Source organism: Aeromonas sp. 600948 (genome assembly GCF_049174875.1).
Lineage (GTDB): Bacteria > Pseudomonadota > Gammaproteobacteria > Enterobacterales > Aeromonadaceae > Aeromonas > Aeromonas veronii_A.
This window is the reverse complement of sequence record NZ_JAAKTY010000007.1, coordinates 122,952-134,647: the sequence shown is the minus strand read 5'-3', so window position 1 is coordinate 134,647 and position 11,696 is coordinate 122,952. Positions and strand designations below refer to the sequence as shown.

Genomic DNA, 11,696 nt, shown 5'->3' with positions numbered 1-11,696 from the left:
TGTTTACTGCGCCTTGGTTGCCAGCAGTTGGCTCAGGGTCTGGTCCTTTTCGTGCCAGATCCCGTTCAACCACTGTTGAAACTCTTGTTGGAACTCGGGGTCATTGAAGTAATCCCCCACCAGCTTGCGGTCGATCGGCAAATAGCGGACCTGAACCTTGATTTGCCCGACCCGGCCACACATGAAGTCCCAGTAGCTGGGAATGCCGTCCGGATAGGCGATGGTGACATCCACCAGTTGATGCAACTGGTCACCCATGGCTGCCAGGGTAAAGGCGATGCCGCCTGCTTTCGGGTGGAGCAGGTGACGATAGGGCGAACCCTGCTTCTGATGTTTGCCCTTGGTGAAGCGGGTGCCTTCGACGAAGTTCATCACACTCACCGGAATGTGGCGGAACCTGGCACAGGCTTTACGGGTTGTTTCTATGTCTTTTCCCTTCAGATGGGGATGCTTTTCCAGAAATTTCCTGGAATATCGCCGCATGAAGGGGAAGTCGAGCGCCCACCATGCCAGACCGAGAAAAGGTACCCAAATCAGCTCTTTCTTGAGGAAAAACTTCAGGAAGGGGATTTTTTGGTTAAAAACCCGCTGCAGTACCAGTATGTCGACCCAGGATTGATGGTTGGCAATCACCATATACCACTCATTCCGGCGCCCTTTGTCCACTCCGACCACCTCGAAAGGGGTTTTTATGATGGTTTTCTGGATCAGATTGTTGAAACCGATCCAGCAGCTGGCACAGCCATCCAGCAGCCAGTTGCAGAGGGTGCGCCATCCCTTGAGGGGGAGCAGGAGCTTGAGCAGACCCAGCGAAAAGATGGGGACAAACCAGAAGAGGGTGTTGAAAAAATAGAGCAGGGTGGAGAGGCTGCCGCGCAGTCGCTCTGTCAGCTTGTTGGGCATGAGTCGGGTCCGTCTTGCTGTCGATAAAGGGCCATCAAGTGGTCAGATCTGTGGCCATAATATCAGCCGATTGCCCGTGAGACCATTCAGAGCCGTTACGGGGTTGGACTCACCCTTTCCCTTCTGTCAGCTGCTGCGCAGTCGCGACAGCAGCCGGTCCATGGCGCGATAACCGAGCGCCTCGATAAGATGCTCCTTGCCGATGGCGGGTTGCCCGGCCAGATCGGCGATGGTGCGTGACACCCGCAGGATGCGATGCCAGGCCCGGATGCTGAGCCCCAGCTTCTGGATGGCGTTCTCCAAAAATTCGGCATCTTGCGGTGATAGGCGGCAAATATCCTCTATCTCACGGCTATCCAGCAGGTTGTTGAGCTTGCCGTTGCGACTCAGCATGCGCTCCCGTGCCACCAGTACCCGATCGCGGATCTGCTGGCTCGACTCCCCCCGCTCCGCCTTGCCGGTCAGGCTCCCCTTGGGTAGTAGTGGCACTTCCACAGTCAGATCGAAGCGGTCGAGAAAGGGGCCGGAGAGCTTGCCGAGGTAGCGCAAGATCTGATCCGGGCTGGAGCGGGTCTGGCCGTCGCCATAGTGGCCACAGGGGCTGGGATTCATGGCGCCGACCAGCTGGAAGCGGGCGGGAAAATCCACCTGGCGGGCGGCCCGGCTGATGGTGATGTGCCCCGTCTCCAGTGGCTCGCGCAGGGAGTCGAGCACCTTGCGCTCGAATTCGGGCAGCTCGTCGAGAAACAGCACCCCGTTGTGGGCCAACGATATTTCGCCGGGCCTTGGGTGGCTGCCGCCGCCCACCAGCGCTACTGCGGAGGCACTGTGGTGGGGCGTGCGATAGGGTCTGTGGTGCCAGTGACCGGCGCGCGGAGTGAGGCCGCCGATGGAGTGGATGGCGGCGGTCTGCTGCGCCTCCTGCTCGCTGAGCGGCGGCAGAATGCCGGGCAATCGGCTCGCCAGCATGCTCTTGCCGGTGCCGGGCGGGCCGATGAACAGCAGGTTGTGGCTGCCGGCGGCGGCGATCTCCAGCGCCCGCTTGGCCTGTGACTGGCCGATCACATCCTGCAGGTCCGGCACATTGGGCAGGCTCTCCGCGCTTTGGGGATCCGGCAGCGGCAGTTCGTACTGGCCTGCCAGCCAAGCTGTGACGGCCAGCAGCTGATGGGCGGTGCGCACTTCGGCATCCTGAATGAGGGACGCTTCGGGGCCGTTCTCCCGCGGTACCAGCAGAGTGCGCCCCGCATCCCGGCAGGCGAGCACGGCGGGCAGCACCCCGAGCACGGGGCGAATTTCGCCGGTCAGGGCCAACTCCCCCAAAAATTCATGATCGAGCAGGTATTTTGCCGGTATCTGCTTGGAAGCAGCGAGAATGCCGATGGCGATGGCCAGATCGAAGCGGCCCCCCTCCTTGGGTAGATCGGCGGGAGCCAGATTGACTGTGATGTGTTTGCTCGGGAACTCGAAATTGCCGTTGAGCAGGGCGCTGCGCACCCGGTCTCGCGACTCCTTCACCGAGGTTTCCGGCAGGCCGACCATGTTGAAGGCAGGCAGGCCGTTGGAGAGGTGAACTTCCACTGTAACTTGCGGGGCCGCGATCCCGAGGCTGGCACGGCTATAAACCACAGCTAATGACATAAATCCCGTCCTTGAGTTGATATATGTTCTGACTAACTGCTTGTTGTTGGTTTTTTATTCCAGAGTTCCGGCTGGGGAATAGCCAAAATCAGTGGGTTGTCACAGAAAAAAGGCTTGCCCAATAAAAATCACCGTGCTAGTTCTAATAGCCATTCGCGGTAGAAACCGCCCCAATTTCACAGGATTTCCGGTTGTAACTATGAACATGGCCTCCCGTTTCGTCAGCATTATTGTGGTCCTAGTGGTGATTATTATCTCACCGCTCGGGGCTCGTTTAGCTGCACGGAACAAGGGATAGACCCACCACCGGACAGAACGAAACAAGCGACCCCCGAGCCTCACAGCCCGGGGGTTTTTTTTCGACCAAAGGACAGGATTTTCCACATGAACGGCGCGCAGTTTTTGGTACAGGCTCTCAAAAAACAGGGTGTGACCCAGGTGTTTGGTTACCCGGGCGGGGCCATCATGCCGGTCTACGATGCCCTGTATGACGGTGGTCTGGCCCATCAGCTCTGTCGCCACGAGCAGGGTGCCGCCATGGCGGCGGTGGGTTATGCCCGCGCCTCCGGTCAGGTGGGAGTCTGCATCGCCACCTCCGGCCCCGGCGCCACCAATCTGGTGACCGGTCTGGCGGAGGCGCTGCTCGATTCGGTGCCTCTGGTGGCCATCAGCGGTCAGGTGCCCTGTTCCGCCATCGGCACCGATGCGTTTCAGGAGGTCGACGTGCTCGGCATGTCCCTCTCCTGTACCAAGCACTCCTTTATGGTGACCGATGCCGCTGATCTGGGGCGGGTGCTGGCAGAAGCTTTCGCCATCGCCACCGAAGGGCGCCCCGGGCCTGTGCTGATCGACCTGCCCAAGGATGTGCAGCTGGCCGCAGTGCCTCCCCAGAGCCCGCTGTTTGCGGTGGAAGAGCCGGAGGTGCTCAATCCCTCGGATCTGGCCGCGGCCCGCACCCTGCTGGCTGCCGCCGAGCGTCCGGTGCTTTACGTCGGTGGCGGGGTGGGTATGGCCAATGCCGAGCAGCAGTTGCGTGACTTTGCCGCCGCAACCGGCATGCCTGCGGTCACCACCCTCAAGGGGATTGGCGCGCTCGACCCCGATAGCGCCGTTTATCTGGGCATGCTCGGCATGCACGGCACCAAGGCCGCCAACTACGCGGTGCAGCAGTGCGATCTGCTGCTGGTGGTGGGCGCCCGTTTCGATGATCGGGTGACCGGCAAGCTGGAGGAGTTCGCCCCCGAAGCCAAGGTGATCCATCTCGATGTGGATGCTGCCGAGTTCGGCAAGCGCCGCGCCGCCGAGGTGGGTATCACCACGGATCTCAAACAGGTGCTGCCGCGCTTCGCCATGACTCTCGACATCGCCCCCTGGCGTGAGCACTGCGCCGCCATGGCCCGCGAATATGCCTTTCGCTACGACCATCCCGGTCATGCCATCTACGCTCCGGCTTTGCTCAAGCAGCTCTCCGCTAGGTTGCCGGAGAGCAGCGTGGTCGCCTGCGACGTGGGTCAGCACCAGATGTGGGTGGCCCAGCACATGCGCTTCACCAGTCCGCGCAACCACCTCTCCAGCGCCGGTCTCGGCACCATGGGCTTCGGTCTGCCGGCCGCCATCGGGGCCAAGATGTCGCGCCCCAATGATGAAGTGGTGCTGGTGAGCGGCGACGGCTCTTTCATGATGAACGTGCAGGAGCTTGGCACCATCCGCCGCGCCCAACTCAAGGTGAAGATGGTGCTGCTGGACAACCAGCGCCTCGGCATGGTGCGCCAGTGGCAGGAGCTATTCTTCGACGGCCGCTACAGCGAGACCATCCTTTCCGACAACCCCGATTTCGTCGCCCTGGCTGCCGCCTTCGGCATCCCCGGCGAAACCATCACATGCAAGGAGCAGATAGCCGGCGCCCTCGATCGCCTGCTGGCAAGCGAGAGTGCCTACTTGCTGCATGTGGCTATTTCAGAGGAAGAAAACGTCTGGCCCCTGGTTCCGCCGGGAGTCGCCAACCACCAGATGATGGAGCAACGCCCATGAACCCGCACACCCTTGCCCAGCCAGCATTTGCACAACACACCCTGCATATCCACGCCCAGCCCAGACCCGAAGTGATGGAGCGGGTGCTGCGGGTGGTGCGTCACCGCGGCTTCAATCTCTGCGCCTTGAATATGGAGCAGGATTGCCAACAGCTGCGGATCACGGTTACTGTCGAGTCGGTGCGTCCCATCCAGCAGTTGTGGAGCCAGCTGGTGAAGCTGGTGGACGTCTCCCGGGTCGATGCACTGGAACAGCAACCCCGGATCAGAGCTTAAGGAGCCAAGCCAATGTCACAGCCTTCCCAATCTGCCACTCACCCGCAATACATCTGGTTCAACGGCAAACTGGTGCCCTGGCAGGATGCCCAGGTGCACGTGATGAGCCACGCCCTGCACTACGGCTCCTCGGTGTTCGAGGGGGTACGAGCCTACGATACCCCCAAAGGCACCTGCATCTTCCGTCTGCAGGAGCATACTCGCCGCCTGTTCGACTCCGCCAAAATCTACTGGATGGACGTCCCCTACAGCGAGTCCGAAGTGAATGAAGCCTGCCGCACCGTGGTGCGCGAGAACGGCCTGAAGAGCGGCTACCTGCGCCCGCTGGCCTTTGTCGGCAACGTGGGGCTGGGGCTGCATCCGCCGCTGGATGCCAAGGCTGATCTGATAGTGGCTGCCCTGCCCTGGGGCGCCTATCTGGGGGAAGAGGGGCTGAAAAACGGGGTGGATGTGTGCGTCACCTCATGGAACCGGCTCGCGCCCAACACCATTCCCACCGGCGCCAAGGCGGGCGGCAACTATTTGTCATCCCAGCTGATCAGCCGCGAGGCCAAGCGCAACGGCTTCGCCGAGGGGCTGGCGCTGGACGTGAATGGCTACCTGAGCGAAGGGGCGGGTGAGAACCTGTTCCTGGTGAAGAACGGCGTACTCTTCACTCCACCTGCTACCGCCGCCATCCTGCCCGGCATTACCCGTGACACCATCATGACGCTGGCGCGTGACTTGGGTTACGAGGTGCGCGAGCAGGCGCTGCCCCGTGAGGCGCTGTACGTCGCAGACGAAATCTTTATGACCGGGACCGCCGCCGAGGTGACCCCGGTGCGCTCCGTCGATCGGATGACGGTGGGCGCTGGCAGCCGTGGCCCGGTGACCGAGCAGCTGCAGAATGCCTTCTTCGGTCTGTTCAACGGCCAGACCGAGGACAAGTGGGGTTGGCTGACACCCGTCAACGACTGATGAGAGAGGGGAGGCGCGGAGCCTCCCCGAGTCGCTTCCGGTGAGTGCTTCCCATAGGAGTCTTCACCAGGATCGATTCCGATCCACTCGTATCATCACCGCATAACGCATCGAGCCCATATGGGCATTCAGGGAGTAGAGACATGCCGAAGTTGAGATCCGCCACCACCACCCACGGACGTAACATGGCCGGGGCCCGCGCCCTGTGGCGTGCCACCGGAATGACCGATCAGGATTTCGGCAAACCCATCATCGCCGTGGTCAACTCCTTCACCCAGTTCGTACCGGGTCACGTCCACCTCAAGGACTTGGGGCAACTGGTGGCCCGCGAGATCGAAGCTGCCGGCGGGGTGGCCAAAGAGTTCAACACCATCGCCGTGGATGACGGCATCGCCATGGGCCACGGTGGCATGCTTTACTCCCTGCCATCGCGAGAGCTGATTGCCGACTCGGTGGAGTACATGGTCAACGCCCACTGCGCCGACGCCATGGTCTGTATCTCCAACTGCGACAAGATCACCCCGGGGATGCTGATGGCTGCCCTGCGCATCAACATTCCGGTGATCTTCGTCTCCGGCGGCCCGATGGAAGCGGGCAAGACCAAGCTCTCCGACCAGATCATCAAGCTGGATCTGGTGGACGCCATGATTCAGGGGGCCGATCCCAAGGTCTCCGACGCCCAGAGCGAACAGGTGGAGCGCAGTGCCTGCCCCACCTGCGGCTCCTGCTCCGGCATGTTTACCGCCAACTCCATGAACTGCCTGACCGAGGCGCTCGGCCTCTCCCAGCCGGGCAACGGCTCCATGCTGGCAACCCACGCCGATCGCGAGCAGCTGTTCAAGCTGGCGGGCCAGCGCATCGTGACGCTGGCCAAGCGCTGGTATGAGCAGGACGATGCTTCGGCACTGCCGCGCAATATCGCCACCAAGGCGGCGTTCGAGAACGCCATGGCGCTCGACATCGCCATGGGTGGCTCCACCAATACCGTGCTGCACCTGCTGGCAGCGGCGCAGGAGGCGGGCGTCGACTTCACCATGGCCGATATTGACCGCATGTCGCGCAAGGTGCCACAGCTCTGCAAGGTGGCGCCCTCCACTCAGAAGTACCATATGGAAGATGTGCACCGCGCCGGTGGCGTGGTCGCCATTCTGGGCCAGCTGGAAAAAGCGGGTCTGGTGCATGGGGATACTCGCACCGTGCTGGGTTGCTCTCTTGTCGAACAGCTCAATGAATATGACGTCAGCCGCCAGCCGAGTCAGGAGGTGGTGGACTTCTACCGTGCCGGCCCTGCCGGTATCCGCACCACCAAGGCGTTCAGTCAGGATTGTCGTTGGCCAGAGCTGGATCTGGACAGAGCCGAAGGGTGCATCCGCTCGCTGGATAACGCCTACAGCCAGGAGGGCGGTCTCGCAGTGCTCTCCGGCAACCTCGCGGTCAACGGCGCCATCGTCAAGACTGCCGGGGTGGATGAGGAGAACCTCACCTTCCGTGGTCCGGCCCGGGTGTTCGAGAGTCAGGAGAGCGCGGTGAACGGCATCCTCGATGGTACCGTGAAAGCAGGCGAGGTAGTGGTGATCCGCTACGAAGGGCCGAAAGGGGGGCCGGGCATGCAGGAGATGCTCTACCCCACCACCTATCTGAAATCCATGGGCCTCGGCAAGGCGTGTGCCCTGATCACCGATGGCCGTTTCTCCGGCGGTACTTCGGGTCTCTCCATCGGCCACGTCTCGCCGGAAGCTGCCTCTGGTGGCACCATAGGTCTGGTGGAGGATGGCGACATCATCAGCATCAACATCCCGGCCCGCAGCATGGTGCTGGAGGTGGCCGACAGCGTGCTGGCCGCCCGCCGTATCGCCGTAGAGGCTCGGGGCTGGAAGCCGCTCGATCGTCAGCGTCAGGTCTCCTTTGCCCTGCGCGCCTACGCCATGTTCGCCACCAGTGCCGACAAGGGCGCGGTTCGCGATCGCTCGATGCTGGGGGAATAAATCATGGTCTCTGCGGCGGATTATCTACGCAAGGTGTTGCTCTCCCCCGTCTATGAGGCGGCGCGGGTGACCCCCTTGCAAACCCTGAAGAAACTCTCCGAGCGGCTCGGTAACCATGTCAGCCTGAAGCGGGAGGATCTGCAACCGGTCCACTCCTTCAAGCTGCGCGGCGCCTACCACAAGATCGCCACCCTGACCGAGGAGCAGAAGGCGCGTGGCGTCATCGCTGCTTCCGCCGGCAACCACGCGCAGGGGGTCGCCCTTTCGGCCGCCAAGCTCGGCATCAAGGCGATCATCGTGATGCCCAAGACCACGCCGGACATCAAGATCGACGCGGTGCGCCGGCAGGGCGGCAACGTCATGCTGTTTGGCAACAGTTTCGACGAGGCTTATGGCGAGAGTCGCCGCCTCTCCGAGCTGGAGGGCTACACCCTGATCCCGCCGTTTGACGACGTCGAGGTGATCGCCGGGCAGGGCACCATCGGCAAAGAGCTGCTGGAGCAGGATACCCACCTCACCCACGTGTTCGTGCCGGTGGGCGGTGGCGGGTTGGCTGCCGGGGTGGCGGTCTATATCAAGCAGCTGCTGCCGGATGTGAAGGTGATCGGGGTGGAGGCTGAGGGCTCCGCCTGCCTCAAGGCCGCGCTGGCGGCCGGTGAGCCGGTCAATCTGGAGCGGGTCTCGCTGTTTGCCGACGGGGTGGCGGTCAAGCGCATCGGCGAGGAGACCTTCCGCCTGTGCAACCAGTATCTGGACGAGGTAGTGACCGTCTCCAACGACCAGATCTGCGCCGCACTGAAAGATATCTTCGACGACTGCCGTGCTATCGCCGAGCCGTCGGGGGCCCTGTCGCTGGCGGGCCTCAAGGCCTACAGCGAGCGGGAGCAGGTCAAAGGGGGGCGGATGGCGGCCATTCTCTCCGGCGCCAACGTTAACTTCCACAGCCTGCGCTACGTGTCGGAGCGCTGCGAGATCGGCGAGAAGCGCGAGGGCATGCTGGCGGTGACCATCCCCGAGCGCAAGGGGGCCTTCCTCGACTTCTGTCGTCAGCTTGGCCCCCGCATGGTGACCGAGTTCAACTATCGCTACGCCGATGCCGAACAGGCGTCGCTGTTCGTTTCGGTGCGCCTCACCGGCGGTGACGAAGAGCTCGGCCAGATCATCGATCAGCTCGGTGGCAACGGCTATCCAGTGGTCAACATGACCGAGAGCGAGCTGGCCAAGAATCATGTGCGCTACATGATTGGCGGCCGCCCGGCCCGGCCCCTTGGTGAGCGTCTCTACAGCTTCAAGTTTCCGGAGCAGCCTGGCGCCCTGATGCGCTTCCTCGAGACACTGGGTTGTCGCTGGAACATCAGCCTGTTCCACTACCGTAACCACGGTGCCGACTACGGCCGCGTGCTCTGCGCCTTCGAGCTGCCGGATGAAGACGTGGCAGCCTTCCACGACTACCTGCGCGAGATTGGCTACGGCTGGAAAGAGGTGAGCGACGACCCCGCCTACCGGCTATTCCTGGCTAGTTGATGGCGGGATCGCGATGAAGCAGGAGGGAGGCGTTGTCCTCCCTCTGTTTTTAGGCTGCAATTGGGAACTTCTGTCTGAGCCATTGAAATCCATGGGCCAGTGCCATCAGCAGCAGGGTGCCGGGCAGCACCGTTTGCCACAGGAAGGCTGGCTCTTGTCCTGTCATCAGGATCAGCAAGGGATTGGCGCCCGCCGGAGGGTGAAGAATATTCAGTCCCTGCATCAGGGCGATGGCCAGCCCGGTTGCCAGAGCCATCTGCATTTCAGCAGGGAGGGGAAGCAGGCCGATGACCAGTCCGACGCAGGCCGTCAGCAGGTGTCCACCCAGCACGTTTTTGGGGCGCGCCAGCGGACTATCTGGCAGGGAAAACAACAACACACAGCTGGCCCCGAAAGGTGCCATGACTAGCGCGACATGCCAGCTCAGATTGAGCCATCCCAATATGCCGATGGTGAGTGCGGCGCCCACACCTGCCCATAACGGGCCATACCATTTTGTCATCATGCTTTCCTCTTGGTTTGCCAGAACTGATTAGGCACATTAGGTAGACAGATCGGTGTACTTCAAGAGGCAAATCATGAGTGAGAAGCGTCAACAACTGGTGGCGACGGCCTACCGTCTGTTCAACCGTCATGGCTTTCATGCCACCGGCATAGATCGCATCTGGGCCGAGGCGGGGAGTACCAAGCGCACCCTCTATCGCCACTTCCCGACCAAGGATGCCTTGATTGAGGAGGTGCTGCTCGCTCGTGACCGGGAGTTCTTCGCCTTGCTTGACCAGCGGCTGGCCGGTGTGAGCGGACGTGAAGCTCGCCTCCAGGCGCTGTTCGATGGTTTCGCGGCGTGGTTTGGCCGCTCTGATTTCTATGGCTGCAACTTTATCAACGCCAGCGCCGAGTTTGCCGACCCACGCCATCCGGTGCGCAAGCTGGTGATGGCCCACAAGCAGGCGTTATTGGGCTGGGTGATAAACCAGCTCAACTGTTCTCTGGCACAGGCCACCGAGCTTTGCCTGTTGCTGGAGGGGGCGATCGTGATGGCTCACAGCTATCAGCAGCCACTGGCGTTGGAGCAGGCCAGAATGCTGGCAAAGACCATTTTGGCCGACGATGGCGCGATAATGCAGGCCGCTTCACACTCCTGAGATGCTGGTCATTTGAGGCTGCGTTCGGATGGGATACCCTGAATAGCGGAGAGGCCGCCTGACGGCTTCACACAGGGAAGAGTGCGCACTCAGGCGCCCATAACGACTTATTGCAGAGGCGAAAATATGAATAAATCCATGCTTGCCGTATTGGTCAGTGGTTTGCTGGCGGCCGGAGCCGTGCAGGCCGCTGCTCAGGACAATACCTGGTATGTCGGTGGCAAGGCCGGTTGGTCCAATTACTATGGCGTTGACCACAACCAGTATGCCGAGTCGATTGCCCAGACGTTGGGTAATACCAGCGAGAACACGGATGATCTGGGTCTGGGTCTGTTCGCCGGTTACCAGCTCAACCCCAACCTGGGGTTCGAGCTGGGTTATGACTGGCTTGGCAAATACGACACCACCTCGGGCACCGGCGCCAATACCCTCAATACCGAAGCCAAGAGCCAGATGATTCAGGCCACCATGAAGATCAGCTTCCCGGCAACGAATGTGCTCGATCTTTATGGCCGGCTCGGCGGTGCCTATGCCTGGACGGATAGCGAGATCAGCTTCGCCAATAGCAGCGAGACCGGTAAAAAGCATGGCGCCGCATTTGTCGGGGCGCTGGGTGCCGAGTACGCCATCGATCGTGACTGGGCCGCCCGTCTGGAGTACCAGTACACTACGCCGCTGGGAGATGCCTCTCTCGATCGCTCAGGCATCGAGCTGGATAACGGCCTGATTTCGTTCGGCATGCTCTATCGTTTCGGTCAGCAAGGGGGTGAGGTTGCTGTGCCGGCGCCAGCTCCGGCAGCCGAGCCTGCCCCGGCTGTGGTGGTGGAGCCCAAGACCTTCAGCCTGAGTTCCGATGTGCTGTTCGAGTTCAACAAGGCGACCCTGAAACCAGCCGCCAGCCAGGCGCTCGATGCCCTGTTCAGCCAGATTGTGGCGGCCAATCCGAAGGATGGCGTCGCGACCGTGGTCGGTTATACCGACCGCATCGGCTCCGACAACTACAACCTGGCCCTCTCCGAGAAGCGGGCCCAGAGCGTGGCCAGCTATCTGGTAGCCAAAGGCTTGTATGCTGACAAGGTGCGGGTCGAAGGGCGTGGCAAGGCCAATCCGGTTACTGGCAACAACTGCGCCAGCCGTTCCAAACAGGAGCTGATTGCCTGTCTGGCACCGGATCGTCGGGTTGAAATCCATCTGGAAGGGGTTTCCCAGCCGGCGCAGTGATGCTGCGGCTAGAG

General features: G+C 61.7%; 10 protein-coding genes. 7 read left to right on the top strand and 3 right to left on the bottom strand.

Translation table 11 applies throughout. The features are described from left to right. Nucleotides 1-3 precede the first annotated feature (3 nt). The gene (locus tag G5182_RS08550; RefSeq protein ID WP_005339610.1) at nucleotides 4-903 is read right to left on the bottom strand and encodes an acyltransferase; all 900 of its coding nucleotides are present in this window, start codon (nucleotides 901-903) and stop codon (nucleotides 4-6) included. Nucleotides 904-1,029: 126 nt separating this feature from the next. Next, nucleotides 1,030-2,544, bottom strand: a complete 1,515-nt coding sequence (locus tag G5182_RS08545; protein WP_227341746.1) for a YifB family Mg chelatase-like AAA ATPase — start codon at nucleotides 2,542-2,544, stop codon at nucleotides 1,030-1,032. A 384-nt stretch (nucleotides 2,545-2,928) separates the two neighbouring features. Here G5182_RS08545 and ilvG point away from each other — a divergent pair, with 384 nt between their 5' ends. The 5 genes from ilvG to ilvA all read left to right on the top strand — a co-directional run bounded on the left by ilvG (nucleotide 2,929) and on the right by ilvA (nucleotide 9,316). Beyond that, nucleotides 2,929-4,575, top strand: coding sequence for an acetolactate synthase 2 catalytic subunit (gene ilvG / locus G5182_RS08540; RefSeq protein WP_227341747.1), 1,647 nt, complete (start codon nucleotides 2,929-2,931; stop codon nucleotides 4,573-4,575). Beyond that, on the top strand, nucleotides 4,572-4,850 hold the full coding sequence (gene ilvM, locus G5182_RS08535; RefSeq protein ID WP_005342011.1) for an acetolactate synthase 2 small subunit: 279 nt from the start codon (nucleotides 4,572-4,574) through the stop codon (nucleotides 4,848-4,850). The genes ilvG and ilvM overlap by 4 nt, the downstream gene beginning before the upstream one ends. 12 nt (nucleotides 4,851-4,862) lie before the next feature. Then, the gene (locus G5182_RS08530; protein WP_227341748.1) at nucleotides 4,863-5,807 is read left to right on the top strand and encodes a branched-chain amino acid transaminase; all 945 of its coding nucleotides are present in this window, start codon (nucleotides 4,863-4,865) and stop codon (nucleotides 5,805-5,807) included. Nucleotides 5,808-5,950: 143 nt separating this feature from the next. Then, a complete protein-coding gene (gene ilvD, locus G5182_RS08525; protein ID WP_421254327.1) occupies nucleotides 5,951-7,792 on the top strand; it encodes a dihydroxy-acid dehydratase in 1,842 nt (613 codons plus the stop codon). A gap of 3 nt (nucleotides 7,793-7,795) precedes the next feature. Continuing rightward, complete coding sequence (gene ilvA / locus G5182_RS08520) at nucleotides 7,796-9,316, top strand: threonine ammonia-lyase, biosynthetic (protein WP_167570662.1); 1,521 nt, start codon at nucleotides 7,796-7,798, stop codon at nucleotides 9,314-9,316. A 49-nt stretch (nucleotides 9,317-9,365) separates the two neighbouring features. Here ilvA and G5182_RS08515 read toward each other — a convergent pair whose 3' ends face one another. Beyond that, on the bottom strand, nucleotides 9,366-9,818 hold the full coding sequence (locus G5182_RS08515; RefSeq protein WP_227342965.1) for an HPP family protein: 453 nt from the start codon (nucleotides 9,816-9,818) through the stop codon (nucleotides 9,366-9,368). Nucleotides 9,819-9,894: 76 nt separating this feature from the next. On the opposite strand from G5182_RS08515, the gene G5182_RS08510 reads away from it, so the two are divergent. Next, nucleotides 9,895-10,461 (top strand): TetR/AcrR family transcriptional regulator, encoded by a 567-nt coding sequence (locus G5182_RS08510; protein ID WP_182963048.1) that lies wholly within the window; start codon nucleotides 9,895-9,897, stop codon nucleotides 10,459-10,461. Between the two features lie 126 nt (nucleotides 10,462-10,587). Then, nucleotides 10,588-11,682: a porin OmpA gene (ompA, locus tag G5182_RS08505; RefSeq protein WP_216952325.1), complete on the top strand. Its 1,095-nt coding sequence runs from the start codon at nucleotides 10,588-10,590 to the stop codon at nucleotides 11,680-11,682. Nucleotides 11,683-11,696 lie beyond the last annotated feature (14 nt).

Excerpts from the sequence above, each read along its gene's own strand:
- G5182_RS08515 (WP_227342965.1), bottom strand. The coding sequence starts at position 9,818 with ATGACAAAATGGTATGGCCCGTTATGGGCAGGTGTGGGCGCCGCACTC.
- G5182_RS08550 (WP_005339610.1), bottom strand. The coding sequence starts at position 903 with ATGCCCAACAAGCTGACAGAGCGACTGCGCGGCAGCCTCTCCACCCTG.
- ilvA (WP_167570662.1), top strand. The coding sequence starts at position 7,796 with ATGGTCTCTGCGGCGGATTATCTACGCAAGGTGTTGCTCTCCCCCGTC.
- G5182_RS08530 (WP_227341748.1), top strand. The coding sequence starts at position 4,863 with ATGTCACAGCCTTCCCAATCTGCCACTCACCCGCAATACATCTGGTTC.
- ilvM (WP_005342011.1), top strand. The coding sequence starts at position 4,572 with ATGAACCCGCACACCCTTGCCCAGCCAGCATTTGCACAACACACCCTG.
- G5182_RS08545 (WP_227341746.1), bottom strand. The coding sequence starts at position 2,544 with ATGTCATTAGCTGTGGTTTATAGCCGTGCCAGCCTCGGGATCGCGGCC.
- ilvD (WP_421254327.1), top strand. The coding sequence starts at position 5,951 with ATGCCGAAGTTGAGATCCGCCACCACCACCCACGGACGTAACATGGCC.
- ompA (WP_216952325.1), top strand. The coding sequence starts at position 10,588 with ATGAATAAATCCATGCTTGCCGTATTGGTCAGTGGTTTGCTGGCGGCC.
- ilvG (WP_227341747.1), top strand. The coding sequence starts at position 2,929 with ATGAACGGCGCGCAGTTTTTGGTACAGGCTCTCAAAAAACAGGGTGTG.
- G5182_RS08510 (WP_182963048.1), top strand. The coding sequence starts at position 9,895 with ATGAGTGAGAAGCGTCAACAACTGGTGGCGACGGCCTACCGTCTGTTC.